The sequence below is a fragment of the Bacteroides sp. D20 genome, from assembly GCF_003436255.1.
Taxonomy (GTDB): domain Bacteria; phylum Bacteroidota; class Bacteroidia; order Bacteroidales; family Bacteroidaceae; genus Bacteroides; species Bacteroides uniformis.
The window spans coordinates 152,245-175,364 of the sequence record NZ_QSOO01000007.1 but is presented as its reverse complement, the minus strand read 5'-3'; the positions used below and the strand labels follow the sequence as shown (position 1 = coordinate 175,364).

Annotated in this window: 15 protein-coding genes; 9 read left to right on the top strand and 6 right to left on the bottom strand. The window is 49.4% G+C overall.

Translation table 11 applies throughout. The features are described 5' to 3' along the window. Nucleotides 1-106: 106 nt before the first annotated feature. Nucleotides 107-3,811 (bottom strand): phosphoribosylformylglycinamidine synthase, encoded by a 3,705-nt coding sequence (purL, locus tag DXD78_RS09520; RefSeq protein WP_009036562.1) that lies wholly within the window; start codon nucleotides 3,809-3,811, stop codon nucleotides 107-109. A gap of 188 nt (nucleotides 3,812-3,999) precedes the next feature. Next, nucleotides 4,000-6,252, bottom strand: coding sequence for a family 20 glycosylhydrolase (locus tag DXD78_RS09515; RefSeq protein ID WP_034528573.1), 2,253 nt, complete (start codon nucleotides 6,250-6,252; stop codon nucleotides 4,000-4,002). A gap of 141 nt (nucleotides 6,253-6,393) precedes the next feature. On the opposite strand from DXD78_RS09515, the gene DXD78_RS09510 reads away from it, so the two are divergent. The 9 genes from DXD78_RS09510 to DXD78_RS09470 all read left to right on the top strand — a co-directional run bounded on the left by DXD78_RS09510 (nucleotide 6,394) and on the right by DXD78_RS09470 (nucleotide 15,031). Then, nucleotides 6,394-7,047, top strand: a complete 654-nt coding sequence (locus DXD78_RS09510) for a LysE family translocator (protein ID WP_008663916.1) — start codon at nucleotides 6,394-6,396, stop codon at nucleotides 7,045-7,047. A 51-nt stretch (nucleotides 7,048-7,098) separates the two neighbouring features. After that, complete coding sequence (locus DXD78_RS09505) at nucleotides 7,099-7,644, top strand: DUF4924 family protein (RefSeq protein WP_009036564.1); 546 nt, start codon at nucleotides 7,099-7,101, stop codon at nucleotides 7,642-7,644. Nucleotides 7,645-7,718: 74 nt separating this feature from the next. Further along, entirely contained in the window at nucleotides 7,719-8,573 is an 855-nt protein-coding gene (gene rfbD / locus DXD78_RS09500; protein ID WP_009036565.1) for a dTDP-4-dehydrorhamnose reductase, read from the top strand. A 21-nt stretch (nucleotides 8,574-8,594) separates the two neighbouring features. Next, nucleotides 8,595-10,169: a peptide chain release factor 3 gene (locus DXD78_RS09495; RefSeq protein WP_005835727.1), complete on the top strand. Its 1,575-nt coding sequence runs from the start codon at nucleotides 8,595-8,597 to the stop codon at nucleotides 10,167-10,169. A gap of 221 nt (nucleotides 10,170-10,390) precedes the next feature. Then, the gene (locus tag DXD78_RS21445; protein WP_005826323.1) at nucleotides 10,391-10,525 is read left to right on the top strand and encodes a hypothetical protein; all 135 of its coding nucleotides are present in this window, start codon (nucleotides 10,391-10,393) and stop codon (nucleotides 10,523-10,525) included. A 451-nt stretch (nucleotides 10,526-10,976) separates the two neighbouring features. After that, on the top strand, nucleotides 10,977-11,468 hold the full coding sequence (locus DXD78_RS09485) for an HU family DNA-binding protein (protein WP_005835731.1): 492 nt from the start codon (nucleotides 10,977-10,979) through the stop codon (nucleotides 11,466-11,468). Between the two features lie 192 nt (nucleotides 11,469-11,660). Then, nucleotides 11,661-11,918, top strand: a complete 258-nt coding sequence (locus tag DXD78_RS09480) for an OadG family protein (RefSeq protein ID WP_005835732.1) — start codon at nucleotides 11,661-11,663, stop codon at nucleotides 11,916-11,918. 39 nt (nucleotides 11,919-11,957) lie between these two features. Then, nucleotides 11,958-13,796 carry a biotin/lipoyl-containing protein gene (locus DXD78_RS09475; RefSeq protein ID WP_005826327.1) on the top strand — a complete coding sequence of 613 codons (1,839 nt, stop codon included), beginning with the start codon at nucleotides 11,958-11,960 and terminating at the stop codon, nucleotides 13,794-13,796. Next, nucleotides 13,796-15,031: a sodium ion-translocating decarboxylase subunit beta gene (locus DXD78_RS09470; RefSeq protein WP_117652689.1), complete on the top strand. Its 1,236-nt coding sequence runs from the start codon at nucleotides 13,796-13,798 to the stop codon at nucleotides 15,029-15,031. The genes DXD78_RS09475 and DXD78_RS09470 overlap by 1 nt, the downstream gene beginning before the upstream one ends. Before the next feature lie 89 nt (nucleotides 15,032-15,120). Here the strand turns inward: DXD78_RS09470 and DXD78_RS09465 are convergent, their stop codons facing one another. From DXD78_RS09465 to DXD78_RS09450, 4 genes are all read right to left on the bottom strand, one after another. Continuing rightward, complete coding sequence (locus tag DXD78_RS09465) at nucleotides 15,121-16,395, bottom strand: TolC family protein (protein WP_009036567.1); 1,275 nt, start codon at nucleotides 16,393-16,395, stop codon at nucleotides 15,121-15,123. 34 nt (nucleotides 16,396-16,429) lie between these two features. Beyond that, nucleotides 16,430-19,459: an efflux RND transporter permease subunit gene (locus tag DXD78_RS09460; protein WP_009036568.1), complete on the bottom strand. Its 3,030-nt coding sequence runs from the start codon at nucleotides 19,457-19,459 to the stop codon at nucleotides 16,430-16,432. A gap of 50 nt (nucleotides 19,460-19,509) precedes the next feature. Continuing rightward, a complete protein-coding gene (locus tag DXD78_RS09455; RefSeq protein WP_009036569.1) occupies nucleotides 19,510-20,562 on the bottom strand; it encodes an efflux RND transporter periplasmic adaptor subunit in 1,053 nt (350 codons plus the stop codon). 157 nt (nucleotides 20,563-20,719) lie between these two features. Next, nucleotides 20,720-23,038, bottom strand: a complete 2,319-nt coding sequence (locus DXD78_RS09450; RefSeq protein ID WP_009036570.1) for a family 65 glycosyl hydrolase domain-containing protein — start codon at nucleotides 23,036-23,038, stop codon at nucleotides 20,720-20,722. Nucleotides 23,039-23,120 lie beyond the last annotated feature (82 nt).

Below are 23,120 nucleotides of genomic sequence, written 5' to 3'. Positions count from 1 at the left end.
TTTGTTTGAGAAAAGCAAAAAAAGAAAGCGAAGAATAGAAATGTAACAAGCGCGGGATTATTCATAACCCGCGCTTGTTACATTTCTATAAAAAAGGAAGTTCAGTTCATTTTTTATTGGCTTCCACCCACTTGCGTGCATTGACAAATGCTTCTACCCAAGGAGTGATTTGGTCGCTGTTTACGCGGTCTGCGGGGTAGCAACCGTTCTGCCAGGGGAAGATGGCACGTTCCAAGTGGGGCATCATGGCCAGATGACGTCCGTCGGCACTTGCCAATCCGGCTATGGAATAATCTGAGCCGTTGGGGTTGGAAGGGTATTCGTCGTATGAGTATTTCAGCACGACGTTGTATTTGTCCTCGTCGTATGGCAAGGAGAATTTTCCTTCACCGTGAGCTACCCAGATACCCAGTTTGCTTCCACTCAGTGAGCCGAGCATTACGCTGCGGTTGGTGGGGACAGTAACACCGAGGAATCTGGATTCAAACTTGTGTGAGTCGTTATGAAGCATCTTGCCGTTTTTCTTGTGCTCGGGATTGATAAGATTAAGTTCCATCATGAGCTGGCAGCCGTTGCAGACACCCAGTGAAAGCGTATCCTCGCGTGCATAATATTTGTCGAGCGCTTCTTTTGCTTTCGGATTGAAGAGGAAAGCACCTGCCCAACCCTTAGCAGAACCAAGAACGTCGGAGTTGGAGAAACCACCGCAGTAAACAATCATGTTTACATCTTCCAGCGTCTCGCGGCCGCTGATAAGGTCGGTCATGGTAACATCCTTCACATCGAAGCCTGCCAGATAGAGTGAGTAGGCCATTTCGCGTTCGCCGTTGGTTCCTTTTTCACGGATGATGGCGGCGCGGATACCGGAAGGTGTGCGGCGGTCCGGGTCGATGCCGTATTGTGAGAACTTGCCTTTGAAGTCCGGCATGAAGGCGAATTCCACCGGTTGCATCTTGTAGTTTTCGAAACGCTTCTTGGCAGAGCCGTTCATGGACTGCTTACGGTCAAGGAGATAAGAAGTAGAGTACCATACATCACGCATATAGTCGATGCCAAACTGATAAGTAGCATCGCCTTTTGATACAAGAATATGGCGTTCGTCTGTCGGTTTGCCGAGCTTCACGTAACCTACGCCTGCATCTTCCAGTATTTGCTTTACAGCTTCCTTGTGCTTGTCGCTCACCTGGATAACGATACCCGGGTTCTCTGCAAACAGAATCTTGATAAGGTCTTGCTCCTTGATTTTATCCAGGTTGATTTCCATACCGCCTTCCACATTGGCAAAGCACATTTCAAGCAGTGTAGTGATAAGACCACCGGCGGAAATATCATGTCCGGCAAGAATCAGTCCCTTGTTGACCAGTTCCTGCACGGCAAGGAAAGCATCGCGGAAGTATTCGGCATCCTGCACGCTGGGAACTTCGTCACCTACCTTGCCCAGGGTCTGAGCAAAGGCGGAACCGCCGAGTTTCAGGTTGTCGAAACTGAAGTCTATATGATAAATGGTAGTCTTTTCATTGTTAACCAGCACCGGAGATACGACTTTCTTGACGTCGGAAACTTCTCCACCGGCAGAAACAATTACCGTGCCCGGAGAAATTACTTTGCTGCCGTCGGGGTATTTCTGTGTCATGGAAAGAGAGTCTTTACCGGTCGGTACATTGATTTGCAGGGAACAGCAGAAGTCACTCAAGGCCTTTACTGCCGTGTACAGACGGGCATCTTCACCTTCTTGCGAACGGCAAGGCCACATCCAGTTGGCAGAAAGGGAAACGCTGTCCAGACCTTCGGCAAGCGGTGCCCAAACCAAGTTGGTCAATGCTTCGCTGACGGAAAGAACGGAGCCGGCTGCAGGGTCGGCAAGTGCCGCCTGGGGAGCATGGCCCAGAGAGGTTGCGATACCCTTTTCGCCGCGATAGTCCAAAGCTACCACACCACAATCGCTCAGAGGCAACTGCAATTCACCCTGGCACTGTTGGCGAGCAATTTTGCCTGTTACAGAACGGTCCACCTTGTTTGTTAACCAGTCTTTACAAGCCACAGCTTCCAGTTGGAGCACATTGGTGAGGTATTCGTGTAGTTGGGAAACTTCGTATTGGGGCATTTCGTAGTGACGTTCCACGGTCTTGTCCACCATATAGGTCTTGGGGGAAGAGCCGAACATCTGTTCTACGGCGAGGTCGAACGGACGTACACCGTCAGCTTGCTGGAAGGCAAAGCGATGGTCGCCGGTCGTTTCACCGACTACGTACATCGGGGCACGCTCACGTTCGGCTACCTTGCGTACATGTTCGATGGCCTCTTCCTGAATCAGCAAGCCCATGCGTTCCTGGCTTTCGTTGGCAATGATTTCCTTGGCAGACAGAGTCGTGTCACCGATGGGCAACTTGCTCATGTCAATTAAACCGCCGCATTCCTCTACCAATTCGGACAGACAGTTTACATGTCCGGCAGAGCCGTGGTCGTGGATGGAAACCACCGGATTGGTCTCTTCCTCACAAAGTGCGCGTACCACGTTGTAGGCGCGTTTCTGCATTTCGGCGTTGGCGCGTTGTACAGCATTCAGCTCGATGCCACTGCTGTAGCGTCCGGTATCTACGGAAGATACGGAGCCGCCGCCCAAACCGATGCGATAATTGTCTCCACCGATGACAACCACTTTGTTGCCGGCTTCCGGTGTACCTTTCAAACAGTCACGCTGGGTACCGTAGCCTACGCCTCCGGCAAGCATAATCACTTTGTCGTAACCATAGACTTCATCTTTTTCCTTATGTTCGAAAGTGAGCACGGAACCGCAGATTAGCGGTTGGCCGAATTTGTTCCCGAAATCACTGGCACCATTGGAGGCTTTGATTAGTATTTGTTCGGGAGTCTGATACAGCCATTTGCGTACCGGCAGAATCTCTTCCCAGGGACGTCCTTCTTCCGTACGGGGGTAGGAGGTCATGTAAACGGCTGTTCCGGCAATCGGCCAAGAGCCCTTACCGCCGCCCATACGGTCGCGAATCTCACCGCCCGTACCGGTAGACGCACCGTTGAACGGTTCTACTGTTGTGGGAAAGTTATGTGTTTCCGCTTTCAGGGAGATGACACTCTTGATGTCTTTTACTTGGAAATAGTCGGGCTTGGAGTGGTCTGCCGGAGCAAACTGTTCGATAACCGGACCTTCGGCAAAGGCCACATTGTCTTTGTAGGCAGAGATAATCTTGTTGGGATTCTCTTGTGTGGTCTTCTTTATCATTTGGAAGAGTGAAGATTCCTGTTCCACTCCATCGATGATGAATGTTCCGCCGAAGATTTTGTGACGGCAGTGCTCGGAGTTGATTTGCGCGAAGCCGAATACTTCGGAGTCTGTCAGAGGGCGCCCGAGGTCTCTCTCTACCTTCTTGAGGTAATCCATTTCCTCTTTGGAAAGTGCCAGACCTTCCTTTTCATTGTATGCCTCCAGGTCTTCGATGTGTACAATCGGTTCCGGCTGCCGGTTGGTTGTAAATACATTCTGGTCCAGCCCCTTGTACATACGTTGCAGCATCGGGTCGTGGTCTGCGTTCTCATCTTTTACGGGGAAGTACTCTTCGATGCGTATGATGCCGTCCAGCCCCATATTCTGGGTGATTTCTACGGCGTTTGTACTCCAAGGAGTAATCATCTCACGGCGCGGGCCGACGAAATGTCCTTTCAGGTTGTCTTCACTTTCGGGGGTGGCTTCTCCAAAAAGCCAGCAGAGTTTGTCGCTGTCTGCCTGGGGGAGTTCATGATTACATTCTACGGCAATCACGCTCTTGGATGGGGTTCTGAAAAAAAGAATCATAGTTATATTTACGATTTTACGATTTACGATTTTACGATTGAAGTTACTTCTTTGAGTATCTTCATCTTTTCTTCTTGGGGGCAAAGATACGTAAAATCGGTGGGGAGGAGAAAAAAAGGAAAACAAAAAACGCATGCAATTTTACTCGTATGCGTTTTTTGTTCTGTTTCATAAAAACCGGATGTGTGTTATTGTATGACGATTTCATCCGTAAATAAGAATTGCTTCTTCCCTTGTATGGCATGGAAGCGTACATATCGTGCCTCAGTGGGGGTGCCAATCCAGCCGAAATCACGGAATATCACGTCCTTTCCGGCCTCTTCCTCGCTGCAGATATCACTGCCCAGCAGGGTGAAGTTCTTGCCGTCAACAGATGCCCATACTTCCACTTTGGCAGGGAGAAATACTTGTGGGGTACGGATTTGCATGAAGTTGGCCATGACCCGATGTATGGCGGTCACTTCGCCCAGGTCGATAATGGCATCCAAATCATTGGGGCAGAAGCCCTGCCATCGTCCGTCCATGTAGCTTTTGCCGCCGCGAAGTCCGTCGAGGAGACCGGCGTCACCGCCGCCTTTGTATACTTCTTTATGCTGATAGTATCCGCCGCCCGGTGCATAGATTATCTTTTTGCCTATGCCCTTATGGTAGTCGGTACGCAGGTGAAGGCTTTTTCCGATAGGCTTTTCTCCGTCGAAAAGGCGTGCGGTCAGCAATATGGAGTCTTTTACGGCAAACGGTTTCTTGTATAACTTGGAAGATACAGTCGGTTCGGAGCCGTCCGTTGTGTAGCGGATGTCAATCGGATGTTTTTCGGAGGTGAGGGACAGCATGATTTTTTTCTTGGCATAGTCAACGGTCTGGCTGGTCTGCACTTGTTCCGACAAGGTGAACGGGTTGTACCCTTTCGTCCGGATGTATCGTATTTCGTTGTTGATACGTCTCTTGAAACTCTCCGGATGCTTGTTCTCCATGGGAGTCCAGCCTACTTCTGCCAGAGCGATGATGCGTGGGTATATCATATATTCGGCATGTTCGTAAGTGGGCAGATATTCAGCCCATACATTGCCTTGCACGCCTAATATGTATTTGCAGATATCACTTCCCAATGAATCGGGAGCCGGGTCGTAGGAGTAGGTCTGTCCGATGGGGATGCAGGCGCCAAACGCCAGCGGCTGTGTCTCAGGGTCATCCTGGTAGTGGTCCAGATAGCAGTGGCTCTCCGGTGTCATGATGGCATAATGCCCCATGCGGGCGGCGGCAATGCCACCCTCCGTACCTCGCCACGACATGACAGTTGCATTGGGGGCCAGACCTCCATCCAGTATCTCATCCCAGCCGATGATTTCACGCCCTTTGTCGTTGAGGTACTTCTCTATGCGGGCTATCATATAGCTTTGCAGCTCACTTTCATCTTTGAGTCCTTCTTCCTTCATGCGCTTCTGGCATTTGGGGCATGTCTTCCAGTGGCGTCTGCTGGCTTCATCGCCTCCAATATGGATATACCGGGAAGGAAACAGCCGTATCACTTCATCCAGCACGTCTTCGAAGAACTTGAAGGTCTCTTCGTTACCGATACAGACTTCGCCGGATGTATAAGGCTTGCCGGTGCAGGACAATTGCGGATAGGCAGCCAGCACTTCTCCTGAGTGTCCCGGCATTTCTATTTCGGGGATAACGGTGACATGCCTCAAGCGGGCGTATTCTAAAACTTCGCGTACATCTGCTTCCGTATAGTAGCCTCCATAGGCTCCTTCTTCATTCTTCTCGCAGAAGCGGTGGTCGTATTTCCCCCAATCCTGCAGATTGGCGGCTTTTCTCCAGGCTGCGAATTCCGTCAGGCGAGGGTAGCCCGGAATCTCCAGCCGCCATCCGGCACCGTCGGTCAGATGCCAATGCAGGCGGTTGATTTTGTAGGTGGCTATCAGGTCTATTTGCTTTTTGACATAATCCGTGTTGAAAAAGTGCCTTGAAACATCCAGATGCAGCCCACGATAGGGAAATCTGGGTTCGTCCTTGATGGTCGTGACTGGCAGTTCCTTTCCGTTACGGGCTAGTTGTGCCAGGGTTTGCAGGCCATAGAAAGCACCTGCTGCGGAGGAAGCCTGGATATTTACGCCTTGTTTGCTGACAGTCAGGTTGTAGCCTTCGGCAGCGATTGGATTATCCGTTGCGTCCGTTACTTCTATCGTTACAAAAGGGTTCTTGTCGACAAGCTTCATGGGGATGGCAAAGTCCGGCAGATAGGCCAGCAGGTCATCCATGTCTGGTTCTGTCAGATTGGTTGAAAAAGTTACCGTGGATGGCAGTTTGATTGTTTTTGACGTGGTTTGGGTGTACTGCGGATATGGAATCACATCGAGTTCCACGGGAGTTTCGCATGCCGTCAGTAGCAAGACGGTCATGGAAACGAGTGCTAAAGGTCTTTTAAATCGTTTCATTTTGGGGGGATTGTTAAGTTCGGGGGTAAATATACGGAATAATATGCAAAATGGATAATCTTTACTTCTTAAAATCCTTTTCCGTCGAAAAAACGTTAACACTATTCGTTCGTCTCATAAAAAAGTCCGATATTTGCAGCCATGATTCAGATAGAGACCATATTTGACATATTGTGGAAGGGGTTCATTATCGGCGTCATTGTGTCCGCGCCATTGGGTCCTGTAGGAGTATTGTGTATTCAGCGTACTTTGAATAAAGGACGGTGGTATGGTTTCGTAACGGGGATAGGAGCTTCGCTAAGCGATATTGCATATGCCTTGCTGACGGGCTACGGGATGAGTTTCGTTTTTGATTATGTCAACAAGAACATCTTTTACCTGCAGCTTTTCGGAAGCATTCTTCTGTTGGCATTTGGCATTTATACGTTCCGCAGCAATCCGGTACAGTCCATCCGGCCGGTATCCACCAATAAGGGTTCCTATTTCCATAACTTCATAACGGCATTTGCCGTCACACTTTCCAATCCACTGATTATTTTCCTTTTTGTAGGTCTTTTTGCTCGCTTTGCTTTTGTAAGTGAGGGTGTGCTGGTGTTCGAGGCCGTTACCGGATACCTGGCCATCGCATTGGGTGCTTTGGCTTGGTGGTTTGGCATAACCTTTTTTGTCAATAAGGTCCGTACACAATTCAACCTGCGAGGTATCTGGATACTGAACCGTATTATCGGGAGCATTGTCATTGTGGTGTCTGTGCTGGGACTGGTGTTTACGCTGATGGGTGAATCACTGTATTGAGTGGAAAGGTGAAAGTGGGAAGGTGAAAAATCATAATTCATACATTTTATCGTGAAGATTGCGCAACAACTGAAAGAGAAGAATATAGCCGAATACCTTATATATATGTGGCAGGTGGAGGACTTGCTCCGTGCCAACGGCTGTGACATAGACCGGATACGCCAGAACATCATCTTGCGCTATCCGGAGGAGGAACGGCCTGCGCTGGAAGAATGGTATGGAAACCTGGCAGGTATGATGCGTGCGGAAGGCGTAACGGAAAAAGGGCATCTGCAAATCAACCGTAATGTCATTCTGAATCTGACGGAGCTGCATGGCGAATTGCTGGCTTCTACGAAATATCCGTTCTATAATGCGGCTTATTTCAAGGCACTGCCTTTTATCGTGGAACTGCGTCAGAAGAACGGCCGGAAAGAGGAGTCTGAGGTAGACACTTGTTTCGAGGCGCTTTATGGAGTGCTGCTGTTACGCTTGCAGAAGAAGGAAATCAGTCAGGGCACGGCAAAGGCTATGGAGGCCATCAGTGGTTTCATCTCGTTGCTTGCCAACTATTATGACAAGGAGAAGCGGGGAGAACTGGAGTTGATGGATAATTGATAGTGGATGATTGATAATTATGAAGGAAAATATTGTTCATCGTAACATTCTATATATAAGTGTAACTTTATTAAATGAATATTCTGATAACCGGTGCCAACGGTCAACTTGGCAATGAAATGCGAGTGTTGTCGAAAGAAAACGGACAACATGCTTATTTTTTCACTGACGTGCAGGAATTGGACATTTGCGACGAACAAGCTGTGCACGGTTTTGTGAAGGACAACCGGATAGATGTAATCGTGAATTGCGCTGCTTATACGGCGGTGGACAAGGCGGAGGACAATCAGGAATTTTGCGACAAGCTGAATCATGTCGCGCCGGGCTATCTGGCTGCTGCTGCCGAAGCTTGCGGTGCTGCATTGATACAAGTGTCCACCGACTATGTCTTCGACGGAACCGGACACACCCCCTATACGGAAGAGGCGGCTACTTGTCCCAATTCAGTATATGGTTTTACCAAACTGGCAGGTGAGCAGGCGGTGATGAAGCATTGCAGCCGTGCCATGATTATCCGTACAGCATGGCTCTATTCCATTTACGGGAATAATTTTGTGAAGACGATGCTTCGTCTGGGACGTGAGCGAGAGACGCTGGGGGTTGTCTTCGACCAGATAGGCACACCGACATATGCCAATGATTTGGCACGTGCCATTTTTGCGGCTGTCAACCGGGGGATTGTTCCCGGTATCTATCATTTCAGCAACGAGGGTGTGTGCTCGTGGTATGATTTCACGTTGGCTATCCATCGCCTGGCCGGCATAAAGACCTGCAAGGTAAGCCCGCTGCATACGGATGAGTTTCCTGCCAAGGCGCCGCGTCCGCATTATTCCGTGTTGGACAAGACAAAGATAAAGAAGACATTCGGCATCGATATACCCCATTGGGAGGCGAGCCTTGCCGTCTGCATGAAGAATTTGGAAGAGTGATTATTACTGACTAATTGATATATGGCCAATAACAACGAAATAGAGAGACGGAGAACGTTTGCGATTATCGCGCATCCGGATGCCGGTAAGACATCATTGACCGAGAAGCTGTTGCTTTTTGGTGGACAAATCCAGGTGGCGGGTGCCGTAAAGAGCAATAAGATAAAGAAGACGGCAACGTCGGACTGGATGGATATTGAAAAACAGCGTGGTATTTCCGTTACCACTTCTGTAATGGAGTTCGACTACCATGACTACAAGGTCAACATCCTCGATACTCCGGGTCACCAGGACTTTGCCGAAGATACCTACCGCACGCTGACGGCTGTGGATAGCGTTATCATCGTGGTGGACGGTGCGAAAGGTGTGGAAACGCAGACACGCAAGCTGATGGAGGTCTGCCGTATGCGTAATACGCCGGTGATTATCTTCATCAACAAGATGGACCGTGAAGCCAAAGACCCGTTCGACCTGCTGGACGAACTGGAGGAGGAACTGCACATCCACGTGCGTCCCTTGACGTGGCCTATCGAGAGCGGTGTCCGTTTCAAGGGTGTCTACAATATCTACGAGCATAACCTCAACCTCTACCAGCCCAGCAAGCAGGTAGTGACGGAGAAGGTGGAAGTGGACATCCATACCGAGGAATTGGACAACCGGATTGGTGCCCAGCTGGCCGATAAGCTGCGTGGCGAACTGGAACTGATAGACGGTGTTTATCCCGAATTCGATAAGGAGGAATATCTGAAGGGTGAGCTGGCTCCTGTGTTCTTCGGTTCGGCACTGAATAATTTCGGTGTGCAGGAACTGCTGGATTGCTTTGTGGAGATTGCTCCCAGTCCCCGTTCCGTGAAGGCGGAAGAACGTGAGGTGGAGCCGGAAGAACCTAAATTTACCGGATTCATCTTCAAGATAACCGCCAATATCGACCCGAATCACCGTTCATGTATCGCTTTCTGCAAAATCTGCTCCGGGAAGTTTGTACGCAATGCCCCGTACTTGCATGTACGTCATGGCAAGACGATGCGTTTCTCGTCGCCTACGCAGTTCATGGCGCAGCGCAAGACAACTGTCGATGAGGCTTGGGCGGGAGATATTATCGGCCTGCCGGATAACGGTACGTTTAAGATTGGCGATACGCTGACCGAAGGCGAGGCGCTTCACTTCAAGGGGCTTCCGAGTTTCTCTCCGGAGATGTTCAAGTACATTGAGAATGCCGACCCGATGAAGCAGAAACAGCTTGCCAAGGGTATCGACCAGTTGATGGACGAAGGTGTGGCGCAGTTGTTCGTCAACCAGTTCAACGGGCGTAAGATTATCGGTACGGTGGGGCAGTTGCAGTTCGAGGTCATCCAGTATCGTCTGGAGAACGAATACAGTGCGAAGTGCCGTTGGGAGCCGCTCAGTCTGTATAAAGCCTGCTGGATTGAGAGCGATGATGCGGCTGAACTGGAAGCCTTCAAGAAGCGCAAATACCAGTACATGGCGAAAGACCGCGAGGGTAGGGATGTGTTCCTGGCGGACAGCGGATATGTGTTGCAGATGGCGCAGATGGACTTCAAGCATATCAAGTTCCACTTTACGAGCGAGTTCTAAGCTATACGATTTTTGCTGACTCACGGCTATAAATGATGCAAGTCGAAGAAAAAGAGGAGGTACAAAGTAATGAAAAACTTTGTACCTCTTTATTTATTGTGGGAAGAAAGTGTTACCTTTGTTTCTGCAACGATTAATATGCATTGATTATGAAAACTGTTGAAGTAAGCTCGTTCCTTACCGATTTTACACCTTACTTATTATAAACACAAAATTTCAAGATGAAACATACCTTCCTTTTTCTCCTGCTGATTCTCCTTCTGGGGCTGACAGCCTGCTCGAAACCTGCCGATAGAACTTTGGTGTATAGTGTGGTGAAAACCTATCAGGATTTGTATAATGCGGTAACAAAGTAAAATCAGCCAAACACGTAGAGAGGCACATTCTCTCTATGTGTTTATTCTTTCTTTTCACTGGCATAAACTCATAAATGATGTCATATTGCAAAGAATAACTTATAACAATTACCTTGTAGAGATAGGAAGATACAGGTGGCTTCATTATCAGGGGTTTGCGTGTGTCGCTTGTAGAGATTATCACCTTATTCCTCTTATTTAAGCTTTATTTCCCCCCTTCTTCTTGTAGAGATATGGTTTTTGTAATCCTTTGTTTTTGAGTGATTTGTGAAAATCGGTTGTAGATGCCATTTTCTTGTTTTCCCTTGTTTCCCACCCTAACTTTGCAACATCGAATTTGAGAAAAGCAGACGGCTGAATCGTTGAGGCCTCACGATGAAAACTTCTGCTTCTCGGGTGAGACAAGAGAAACAGAATATACCTATTATTAATCATTTAAAACATTACGATTATGGCATTTTTTAAAAGAGTTCAAAAAAAAGTAAACGATTTGTGGTATCCTCAATCAGTAACCTGGGGCAAGGCGGTTACTACCCGTGAAGTGGCAGATGAACTGTCTTTCATTTCTACCGTGACCCGTGGTGACACGTATGCGGTGATGGAGAACTTGGGGCGTGTATTGAGCAATTTCATGGGGCAGGGACGTACTGTGAAGATAGACGGTATAGGCACTTTCTACTATACTGCTACCTCTACCAAAAGAGGGGTGCCGACGGCTGAGGAGGTAAGCGCTTCGCTGATAAACGGAGTACGTGTCCGTTTCCTGCCCGAAGTGGAGCGTAATAGTGGCAATCAGGTGACTACCCGCAGCATGGTGAATACAAAGATTGTTTGGAAAGAGTGGGGTAAGACTTCTACCTCCACCGGTACTACTCCCGGCGACAATACCGGTGGAACCCCCGGCGGCAACGACGGCGACCAGGGTGAGAATCCGTTGGGCTGATTCTCCTTCCTTGAAAGCAATTGATGACTGACACCGTTTTATGCTAAAAGTTTCCTGTACCGCCTCATTGGTTGTGCGGGAAGCTTTACTTTTTAGCATCTTTTATCATTCTTCTCTGCCTTTCTTTAATGGATTATCGCTAATTTCGAGCGATTTTTCGTAAATTCGGCTGAATAACTAATAATTTATAATATGGAAAACTTGAATACAGCACTTTTGCTGATGGTGGTAGGTATGGCAACAGTCTTCGCTATCCTGCTGATTGTTATTAACTTAGGAAAATCTCTTATTGCATTGGTGAATAAATATGCGCCCGAAGAGGTGACACCGGCTAAAGCTGCGGCAAATGGTCCCGCACCTGTCCCCGGTAATATTCTGGCAGCTATCAGTGCAGCCGTAACAGTAGTGACACAAGGTAAGGGTAAAGTTGCTAAGGTAGAAAAAATCTGAAATAATAATCTTATATAAAAACACACCGAATAATTTAGTATGAAAAAGGAAATTAAGTTCAGTTTGGTATTCAGGGACATGTGGCAGAGTGCCGGAAAATATGTACCCCGTGTTGACCAACTGGTGAAAGTAGCTCCCGCCATCATTGAGATGGGTTGTTTTGCGCGCGTGGAAACCAATGGTGGAGGTTTTGAACAAGTAAATCTGCTGTTTGGGGAGAATCCGAATAAAGCCGTGCGCGAGTGGACGAAGCCGTTCCATGAAGCCGGTATCCAGACCCACATGTTGGACCGTGCCCTGAATGGCCTCCGCATGAGTCCCGTGCCCGCCGATGTGCGCAAGCTGTTCTATAAGGTGAAGAAAGCGCAAGGTACGGACATCACGCGTACTTTCTGCGGTCTGAACGATACCCGCAATATCATTCCTTCTATTGGCTATGCACACGATGCCGGAATGATTTCCCAATGCTCGCTCTGCATCACCCATTCACCCATCCATACCGTAGAATACTACACGGAGATGGCACTGAAGCTTATCAAGGCAGGTGCCGACGAAATCTGCATCAAGGATATGGCAGGTATCGGACGTCCGGTTTCTTTGGGCAAGATTGTGGCCAATATCAAGGCGGCGCATCCCGATATTCCTATCCAGTATCATAGTCATGCGGGTCCCGGTTTCAATATGGCAAGTATTCTTGAAGTGTGCGAAGCGGGTTGCGACTATATCGACGTAGGCATGGAGCCGCTTTCCTGGGGTACGGGACATGCCGACTTGCTCAGTGTGCAGGCCATGCTGAAGGATGCAGGCTTCCAGGTGCCCGAAGTCAATATGGAGGCATATATGAAGGTACGCGCACTCATCCAGGAGTTTATGGACGACTTCCTTGGCTTGTACATCAGCCCGCGCAACCGCCTGATGAACTCCCTGCTGATTGGTCCCGGACTGCCGGGTGGCATGATGGGCAGTCTGATGGCAGACTTGGAATCCAATCTGGAGTCCATCAACAAATACAAGGCAAAACGCAACCTGCCCTTCATGAAGCAGGATGAACTGCTCATCAAGTTGTTCAACGAAGTGGCATATGTTTGGCCGCGCGTGGGTTATCCCCCGTTGGTGACTCCGTTCAGCCAGTACGTCAAGAACCTTTCCATGATGAACGTCATTGCTATGGAGAAAGGCAAGGAACGCTGGGGTATGATTGCCGATGACATTTGGGATATGCTGTTGGGCAAGGCAGGTAAGCTGCCGGGTCAGCTGGCTCCCGAAATCATAGAGAAGGCCGAACGCGAAGGACGCAAGTTCTTCACCGGCAATCCGCAGGACAACTATCCCGATGCTCTGGACAAGTACCGCAAGCTGATGAAGGAGAACAAGTGGGAACTGGGCGAGGACGACGAAGAGCTCTTCGAATACGCCATGCACCCGGCTCAATACGAGGCTTACAAGAGTGGCAAGGCCAAGCAGGACTTCCTGGAGGATGTGGAGAAACGCCGTGCCGAACGTGACAAGTCTCCGCTGGACGATGCCAAACCCAAGACGCTCACTGTGCAGGTGGACGGTCAGGCTTACCGCGTGACGGTGGCATACGGTGACATCGACCTGCCCGCTTCGGCCACCGAAAAGGTGACAGCTCCCCCCGTAGGCGAAGGTCAGGACGTTCCGGCTCCGCTCGAAGGCAAGTTCTTCCTGACAAAGAATGCGCAGGAAACCCCGTTGAAAGTGGGTGACAAGGTGAAGAGTGGCGACCTCCTCTGCTATATCGAAGCTATGAAGACATACAATGCCATCCGCGCAGACTTTGATGGAACGGTTGTTGCCATCTGTGTCAATCCGGGTGACTCTGTTTCTGAAGATGATGTATTAATGAAGATAGGATAATGGAAGATATATTTGCAAAACTCTATGATATGACGGCCTTCAGCAACATCATTGCTGATCCGTCGTTCCTCGTGATGTATGCCATCGCTTTCATCCTGCTTTATTTAGGTATCAAGAAACACTATGAACCATTGTTGTTGGTACCCATCGCTTTCGGTGTGCTCATTGCCAACTTTCCCGGCGGCGAGATGGGGGTGATTCAGGCAGATGAAAACGGAATGGTCATGGTAGGCGGGGTGATGAAGAATATTTGGGAGATGCCGTTGCACGAGATTGCGCACGACCTCGGACTGATGAACTTCATTTATTATATGCTGATTAAGACCGGCTTTCTGCCGCCTGTTATCTTTATGGGTGTGGGTGCGCTGACAGACTTCGGTCCGATGCTCCGTAACTTGCGTCTCTCCATATTCGGTGCGGCTGCGCAGTTAGGTATTTTCACCGTACTGCTTTGTGCTGTGATGATAGGGTTCACTCCGCAGGAAGCAGGTGCGTTGGGCATTATCGGTGGTGCCGATGGTCCTACGGCTATCTTTACTACCATCAAGCTGGCTCCCCATCTGTTGGGACCGATTGCCATTGCTGCTTATTCTTATATGGCGCTGGTACCGGTCATCATTCCGATGGTGGTGAAGCTGTTCTGTACCAAGAGGGAATTGATGATTAACATGAAGGAGCAGGAGAAGCTGTATCCTTCGAAAACCGAGATTAAGAATCTGCGTGTATTGAAGATTATCTTCCCGATTGCAGTGACTACGATTGTTGCTTTATTTGTGCCCACAGCAGTACCTTTGATTGGTATGTTGATGTTCGGTAACTTGATTAAGGAAATCGGTTCGGATACAAGCCGCTTGTTTGATGCTGCTGCTAATAGTATCATGAATGCAGCTACCATCTTCTTAGGATTGAGCGTTGGCGCCACGATGACCAGTGAGGCATTCCTGAATTGGACGACTATCGGTATTGTGATTGGTGGTTTCCTGGCATTTGCATTGTCCATTACGGGAGGTATTTTCTTTGTGAAGCTGTTCAACCTATTCAGCAAGAAGAAGATCAATCCGCTGATTGGTGCTACCGGCCTGAGTGCCGTACCCATGGCAAGCCGTGTCTGCAATGAAATAGCAACGAAGTATGACCCGAAAAACCATGTGCTGAATTACTGTATGTCCAGTAATATCTCCGGTGTAATCGGTTCGGCTGTTGCGGCGGGTGTGCTGATTTCATTCCTGGGATAAACGGTCAGTAGGAAAAATATAAAGAAACTCCGGTATGGCTTTGTAAAGCTATGCCGGAGTTTTTTGTATGTTTTTCTTTGAGGGGCATTTCATTCACTAACCACCTTCCAATATTCAGCCACCGCCATCTTCTCTGCCAGATACGCATCAATTAGGTTGGTGTGTGCCTGCGTCCACGAGAGTTGTGCGGACAACACATCTGCCATGCTGGCTTTTCCTTCATTATAAGAGAAGGTGACAAGGCCCAGATTCTCTTCGGCGAGTATCATATTCTCCCGGGCCGTCTTGACTTGCTGTTCAGTTTCCGTCAGTTTTGTGGTGGCTGCGGAGAGTTCCTCCAGAATATTGTCCGTTACATAGCTTTGTTGCAGCTTCTGTATGCCGATATAGGCTTTCTGTTGGCGGTTTGTCTTGAAGCGGGCTCCCCAACGGAAGATGGGGATGCTGACATTGACTCCTACGACGGGAGTATGAGGTACATCCTGCCCCATATAGGTGATTCCCGTATCCCAACCGGTAGCGAGGAACATGTTGACTTGTGGGTTGTAGCGGCTGAGGGCGGCATGCCGTTGCGCTTCACTGCGGGCGATGTTCACGGAGGTACTGGCATATTCTGCCCGGCGAAGCAGCACATCATCCAGGCCCAGAGGTATGATGGAGGCAGTCGGTATATCTATTTCGGCTATGCTGTCTATGGGAGCGTCCGGTTCCGAGCCCATAAGGATATTCAGTTTTTGCAGGGCAAGGGTATGGTTTTGGCGTGCCTTGATGTACTGCAATTCGGCCTCCTTACGCCGGGTGGAAATCATCAGCAAGTCTGTGCGGCTGATGGCACCGTCATCAAAGCGGTCTTGGATGATGTCGTACTGCTGTTGTACAATATCCTGAAAGGTAGCCGCGGCTTTCAGACCGGCACGGGCGGCAGAGGCATTCCAATAGACGGCGTCACTTTGATAGTGTATCTGGTCGAGGGTCAGCTCTGTGGTAAGTTGGTCCAGTGCCTCTTCGGCTTGCGCCACTTTCTTTTGGGCTATTAGGGAACCTCCGGTATAAAGCGGCTGCGTCAAGGTGGCAAGTGCCTGATAGGTATAAGGGTGGTAGTCTCCTTTCGGACTGTTCCATTGGTCCAGATGATTGAGATTGGCGGTACCCTCGGCAGTGATGTCAATCTGGGGCAGGAAACCGGTGGAGGCAATCTTGCGTGCCTCGGTACTGGCGAATGTTTTCAGATGCTGTTGTTTCAGAATCTGGCTGTATGCTTCTACCTTGTCGCGGTATTCTTCGCGGCTCAGATATGCTTGTTGTGCCCCGGCATTCAGTCCTGAGCACAGTAATGATAGAATAAGTATATTTGTTTTCATCATTCAATTGGTAAACTGTAAATTGTTGAATGTTCTCTCACTTGATTTTATGAATGGCGCAATAAGCCACCGGCAGCACGAATAGTGTCAATGCCGAGGCTACCAGCAAACCACCCATGATGGTTGCCGCCATGCCGCCGAACATGGCGTCGAACAATAACGGCAACATTCCCAGGATAGTGGTACCCGATGCCATGGCCACCGGGACAATACGGGTGGTCGTTGCACTGATAACGGCTTCACGCGGTGCTTTTCCGGCAGCGGTTTCCGTATCAATCTGGTCCACCAGCACGATGGCATTCTTGATATTCATTCCAATCAGCCCCAGCAAGCCGAGGATGGAGAAGAAGTCGAATGATTTCCCCAATACCACCAGTCCCAGTACAATACCTATAAAGATAAGCGGCAGCATCAGCAGGATAACAATCGGCTTCCGGTAGCTGCGGAACAGAAACAGCAAGGTGACGAACATAAGGAAGAATGTCAGCGGCAGGTTAGCTGCCAGTGCGGCATTGCTTTCTGCCTGGCTTTCCTGCTCTCCGAAGTATTTCATGGTGTAACCTTCGGGCACATCAATCTCTTCTTGCACTTGCTTCCATATACGGTTGAAGGCGGCAATGGCATTCACACCGCGGCGTGGGTCGGCCTGCGCCATCATCACCATCTGCCGGTTGTAGTCTTTCACATTGGAGAACTTGTACTGGAAGTCGAACCGGCTGACGACTTGTTCCAGAGTGGTTGTTTCGCGTGCAGTGCCGAATACGGGGAGTGTACGCAAGTCGTTGATGCGGAAAGAGTCGATAGTTTTATCCTTCAACAGAACGGGAAGTACCTGGTCTCCTTCCCTGTATTCCCCAAGTGTCATGCCGTTCGTACCGATCTGGATACTCTGTGCCATGCTTTGACGGGAGATACCCAACGGTTGTGCACGCTCCTGACTGTAAACGGGATGCCATACCGGTATCTTATTGCCCCAGGAGTTGCGCACGTTGATAAGTTCGCCGTCACGGTGCATGATGTCCAGAGCCTTGTTGGTCAACATGACCAGCGTATCCGTGTTATTGCCGATGAACCCGATTTCAATGGCGGCATCTACAGCAGGAGAGAGTTTGAACAACATGGTACGGGTGATGGCATTGGGATAGTTGGCCTTCATGTAGGCATCAAGGTTCTCTTCCTGCTTCTTGGTATATTTGCTGTCCGTTACTTCCACCAGGATATTGGCGAAGTTAGGTTTGGGACCGACGGAAGTGGAGGCCAGATAGTAACGCAACGGTGTGCTGCCGAATGTGACGGATACCCGTTTCACTTCCGGCTGCTGCATCAGATGCGCTTCCACCTTTTTCATTTCGGTTTCTACTTCGCGGATGCTGTACCCGTCCGGATAGAATACATCTGCCCGAAAGTAGGGCTTGTCCAGAGAAGGGAAGAAGTTCTGGGGCATCAGCCCCATGACGATGAGGGAGAGGATGAACAGTGCTGTAATGCTTCCAAGGGTCAACGCCTTCTTGCGTATCAGTGTGCTGAGGATGGAGGCGAATTTATGGTAGAAAGGCTTGTCGTATGGGTCCTTGCTACCATCTTTAGCCTTTGCTTTCAGTATGAAGTTGCCGAATGTAGTGGTTTGTGTCAACGCCAGCACCCAACTTAATCCCAGGGAAATGGCCAACACTACGAATAGCGGTTTCACGATTTCGGCTACGGAAGAGGGAGCCAGATACAGTGGCAGAAACGAACAGATGGCAATGAACGTTGCTCCCAGCAATCCCCATTGGGGACCGGTGGCACCGTCTATCAGCGCTTTTCGGCGGTCGATGCCGCGGGCAATGGCAATTTGGGCATTATCTGTCACCACGATGGCATTGTCCACCAGCATTCCCATGGCTATGATGAATCCGGCGAGGGAGGTCCGGTTCAGACCTACGCCAAGAAACGACATAATGAGCAGTGTGCCTCCGATAGAGAATATAAGGGAAGAGCCAATCAGTACTCCTGCACGCATGCCCATCACCAGCATGATGATTACAATCACAATCAGGATGGATTCTATCAGATTGATGATGAACCCGTTGTTGGCTTCTTTGGCAATCACGTTTTCGGGATACAGACTTTCCAGTTCCAGCCCCACGGGGATGAGGGGCATGAGTTCGGCAAGCCTCCGGTCTACCAGTTCACCGGTTTTTACCACATCCTTTGTCGGGTCGGTGGAGATGCCGATACCGATGGCGCGCTTTCCGTTGACGTGCATGATATTGCCGGGAGGTTCCATGTATCCCTTTTCAATGATGGCGATGTCACCCAGCTTGACTTGTCCGCCGGAGGTAGTGATAACCTGGTTGCGGATATCATCGACAGTCGTGTAGGTACCGTTGGCCACAATGCGTAACTGTTGTTCTCCGGCGCTGATTTCACCCGTATTGATAATCTGGTTCTGCGATTGTAGCAGGCTGGCCAGCTGCTTGGGGTCGATACCCATTCCTGCCAGCTTGTTTACGGAGATGAATATATGGATGACCTCTGTCTGTGTACCGAAAAGGGCTACCTTCATCACACCGTCTGCCGTGATGACTTGTGTCTTGATTCGTTCCGCCCAGTTTCTCATTTCTTCATAAGAGAAACCGTCGTCACCCACCAGGCCGTAATAGATGCCGAAAACGTCTCCAAAATCATCCGAGACGGTCGGTACAGAAGAGCCTGCGGGCAGTTGGGGCTGTATATTGAGCACTTTACGCCGCAGTTCGTCCCACTTCTGCGGAATGGATGCGGCAGAGAGTGACGGTTGCAGTTCGAAGGTTATCTTGGAGAGTCCGTACATAGACTCTGACTTTATCTTGTAGACGCCGCTCATCGACTGTATTTCTCGGGAGATGGGTTCGGTGACGAGCCGTTCCACTTCTGCCGGCTCCGCTCCCGGGTAGCGTGTCATGATGACTGCCGACTTGATGACGAAAGGTGCGTCTTCCTTCTTTCCCAACCTGCCGAATGACAGTATACCGCCGATAAGCAGCACAGCCAGAAAGAAGTAGACTATCTTCGTGTTGTCTAATGAATATTGGGCTAGATTCATAATGAATATTTTTTAGATAAATGGGGAATGTAATGTGCCAATGTGATTAATCACATTAGTACCTTTATTGCTTCTCCTTCTGTCAGCTGGTATACTCCGGCCGTCACAACGGTTTCTCCCGGTTCCAACCCTTTAGAAATAAGCAGGTTTGCCTCTCCCGTTGGAGAATAAACGGTCACTTCGCGGCGACTGACTTTATTACCTTCCACCACCCATACATACGTTTTCCGGTTTTCACTGTCGCCAAATACGGCGCTTAACGGTACATTCATCAGCTTTTCTTCCAGAAAGGGAGCGACATCCGATGCCAGCTTTATTTTGCATGTGAATCCCGGTTTTACGTCATAACGTGTACGGTCAAAGTGCGGGTCGTCAATTGTTATTGTCACCGGAATACCCGTCCCTGCTGTGGAGATGTCAAGATACTCTTCCAGTCTGGCATCGAAAGCCTCTGTGGGGTAGCTGTCGAACACCACCTTGAACTTTACGTCTTTGGCACGGAGCAGATAGAGATAATCATCCGGTACGGTGAACTTGATTCGTAGCTTCTGTGTATTTACCAGCTGTACAACCCCTTCTCCTGCATTGACACGCTGATAGTTCTCTACCAGCCGTTTTTCGATGGAACCCTCGAAAGGGGCTGTCAGCCGCGTATCCCGCATATTGTTGCCGGACAACTCGTAAGTGGATTTTGCTTTCTGATAGTTGGCTACGCTGATTTCGTATTCCTGCACGGAGATAGCCTGGCGGCCAAGCAGCCGTTTGTTACGTTCCACTTGTGCGGCAGCTGTTTCGTAGGCAGCCTTGTCGGCTGCATATTGCAGGGAGATGTCGCGTGGGTCGATGGCGGCAATCAGTTGCCCCTTTTTTACCCGCTGTCCCTCTACAACCGGGAGGCTGATGATTTGTCCGCTGACGCGGAAGGCAAGTCTCACATATTCCACGGCTTCCACTATTCCGGAGAAGTCTTTGCGGATAACCGACTGTGAACTGACTTGCGCAGTCTTCACCGGTCGGATAAGGGTATTGCTACCCTTTTGTTTTTGCCCGCACGACGTGATGAGCAACGCCATGACCAGGGCGAAAAGAAACATCTTTTTCATTGGTAAACAAGTATATAGTTATTCGTTCAGGTATATATAAAAACATAAAACCGGGAAAACAACCAAATGTTCTCCCGGTTATAGGATAAATGATGATTTAATGTGCCAATGTGCTAATTGGCTGCGCAATGTTTATGCTGCGCTATCACGCCGCAGGTCATTGGCACATTGGCATATTAATTTTCAATTCCGTCCCCCGTTCCAGCGTATATGGGTGTCCGTAGACTTGTATGTCCACTTTGCTGCCTGCTGTAAGCGAGATTTCGATTTCTTTTCCTACCCGTATGTGAAGTGTGTTTTTCAGATAATTCACCTTGAATGAATAGCTGTCCCATTTTTGCGGTATGACAGGGGAGAAACACAACGTCTCCTTCAGCACCTGCATACCTGCAAATCCGCGTACAATGGCCAGCCAGCTGCCGGGCATACTGGTTATGTGCAGACCTTGGTCTGCTTCGTTGTTGTAGTCGTCCAGGTCAAGCCGTGTGGCATGCAGGAAAAGCTGGTAAGCTTTTTCCACTTTGCCGATGCGTGCAGCCAGGATGGAATGGATGTGGGGAGAAAGGGAGGATTCGTGTACGGTCATCGGCTCATAGAACTCGAAATTGCGGCGGACGGTTTCCGTGTCAAAATAGAAATAATAGAGGTAAAGTCCGAGCAACACGTCACTCTGCTTGATGTAGCAAGAGCGCAGAATGCGGTCCCATGACCAATGTTGGTTGATGGGGCGTTCTTCGGCAGGAATGTTATCTGTACTTTCCAGTACTTTATCCATATAGCCGTCATTTTGGATAAAAATACCCCGTTCCTTGTCTTCCGGCAGATACATGTGTTCGATGATGTCTCTCCACCGGGCACTTTCCTTCACTTGGTCGAGATTGGTGATGCGGCGTATGTGGGCATATTCATCTGGATATTGCTGTGCCACCATTTCCAGAAAACGGAGGGTCATCTTGAGGCACTGTATACAGGAATAGTTAGTGTACCAGTTGTTGTCCACATTGTTTTCGTATTCATCCGGGCCGGTAACCCCCAGTATGACATATTTCTGTTTGGGTTGGGAGAAGGATACCCGTTGTCTCCAGAAACGGCTGACGGCAATCATTACTTCCAGGCCATATTTAGCGATATAGTCCATATTGCCCGTCAGCGCTGCATGCTGAACGATGGCATAGACAATGATATTGTTACGGTGGATTTCCTCGAAGGTTATTTCCCACTCACTGTGGCATTCCTCTCCATTGTTGGTTACCTGCGGAAACAACGCTGCACCGTCCTTGAAACCCAGTTTACGGGCGTTTTCGATGGCTTTGGGAAGCTGGTTGTACCGATATGCCAGCAAGTTCTTTGCAATCTCTTTGGGAGTGGAGAGCAGAAAAAACGGTACACAACACAGTTCCGTGTTCCAATAAGTATTTCCGCCATATTTTTCTCCGGTGAATCCTTTGGGGCCGATGTTCAGGCGCGGATCATCTCCCCGGTAAGTCTGATACAGCTGGAATATGTTGTACCGGATACCTTGTTGTGCTTCCGGGTCCCCTTCGATGACGACATCCGTTTCGTCCCAGATTTCCTGCCAGGCCCTTCGATGCTCTTCTACCAGCGTATTCCAGCCTATGCTCTTGGCTTCGCGTGCCTCGGTCATGGAGTGCTCCACCAATTCACTCCGTTCGTGGTAAAGAGAAGAAGCGATGGCGGTGTATTTGATGAGTGTCACGTTGTCTCCGGGTTTTACGTCGGCACCTACGCTGAAACCGGTCTGCTTTTCCTTTTCTATCCGTATGGGGTTGGCAGTGGTTTCCTTGTTGTTTTTGAAGAATTGGTAAGTCATGGCGTAGCACACTTGTGCATCTTCCCGGCGGGTCTGTGTCCAGAGATAGGCACAGCTGCTGGTAGAACCGGAACGCAGTATGTTCCATATTTTCAGGTTTGGCAGGTCGGCATCGTCTACTATATTCCCGTCAAGGATGGGCACGAGTGAGATTCTGCCGGTATAGTTGATGGAAGACACGCTGTACTTGATGAGACAGAGGTTGGGTCTTGCCATATTTGTGATATGCTCTACATGGATGTGGAGCTGGTTTCCGCGAGGAGACGTCACTTCCATGTCCCGGTAGGAGATACCTTCCTTCATATCCAGGCGGCGGTTGAAGCTGTCGACATCCCAGCCTGCCAAATCGAGTTCCTCATCGATGAGGCGCAGGTTGATGCGGCTCCAGTCAGCAGCCTTGGGTATACGGGTGTAATATGGGGGAAATCCGTTCTTCCACCATCCTACGCGGGTTTTGTCCAGGAAAGTGATGCCGGCCACAAATGAACCACGGTAACTGTCACTGCTGTAAGGCTCCTCAAAATACCCCCGTTGCCCGAAACGTCCGTTTCCGAGACTGAATATACTTTCCGACATCCGTTGACGGTCGGGGTGGAATTGGTCTTCGATGATGTTCCATTCATCGGTCTTGAGGTATTTTTTCATGGCGACGTGTTTTCTGTAGTTATCGCCGTAAAGATACGCAATATGCGGAAATAAAAGAGAAGAGTGAGGACAAAAATAGTGA

Excerpts from the sequence above, each read along its gene's own strand:
- DXD78_RS09475 (WP_005826327.1), top strand. The coding sequence starts at position 11,958 with ATGAAAAAGGAAATTAAGTTCAGTTTGGTATTCAGGGACATGTGGCAG.
- DXD78_RS09460 (WP_009036568.1), bottom strand. The coding sequence starts at position 19,459 with ATGAATCTAGCCCAATATTCATTAGACAACACGAAGATAGTCTACTTC.
- DXD78_RS09450 (WP_009036570.1), bottom strand. The coding sequence starts at position 23,038 with ATGAAAAAATACCTCAAGACCGATGAATGGAACATCATCGAAGACCAA.
- DXD78_RS09465 (WP_009036567.1), bottom strand. The coding sequence starts at position 16,395 with ATGATGAAAACAAATATACTTATTCTATCATTACTGTGCTCAGGACTG.
- DXD78_RS09495 (WP_005835727.1), top strand. The coding sequence starts at position 8,595 with ATGGCCAATAACAACGAAATAGAGAGACGGAGAACGTTTGCGATTATC.
- DXD78_RS09485 (WP_005835731.1), top strand. The coding sequence starts at position 10,977 with ATGGCATTTTTTAAAAGAGTTCAAAAAAAAGTAAACGATTTGTGGTAT.
- DXD78_RS09510 (WP_008663916.1), top strand. The coding sequence starts at position 6,394 with ATGATTCAGATAGAGACCATATTTGACATATTGTGGAAGGGGTTCATT.
- DXD78_RS09470 (WP_117652689.1), top strand. The coding sequence starts at position 13,796 with ATGGAAGATATATTTGCAAAACTCTATGATATGACGGCCTTCAGCAAC.
- DXD78_RS09455 (WP_009036569.1), bottom strand. The coding sequence starts at position 20,562 with ATGAAAAAGATGTTTCTTTTCGCCCTGGTCATGGCGTTGCTCATCACG.
- DXD78_RS21445 (WP_005826323.1), top strand. The coding sequence starts at position 10,391 with ATGAAACATACCTTCCTTTTTCTCCTGCTGATTCTCCTTCTGGGGCTG.
- DXD78_RS09480 (WP_005835732.1), top strand. The coding sequence starts at position 11,661 with ATGGAAAACTTGAATACAGCACTTTTGCTGATGGTGGTAGGTATGGCA.
- DXD78_RS09515 (WP_034528573.1), bottom strand. The coding sequence starts at position 6,252 with ATGAAACGATTTAAAAGACCTTTAGCACTCGTTTCCATGACCGTCTTG.
- rfbD (WP_009036565.1), top strand. The coding sequence starts at position 7,719 with ATGAATATTCTGATAACCGGTGCCAACGGTCAACTTGGCAATGAAATG.
- purL (WP_009036562.1), bottom strand. The coding sequence starts at position 3,811 with ATGATTCTTTTTTTCAGAACCCCATCCAAGAGCGTGATTGCCGTAGAA.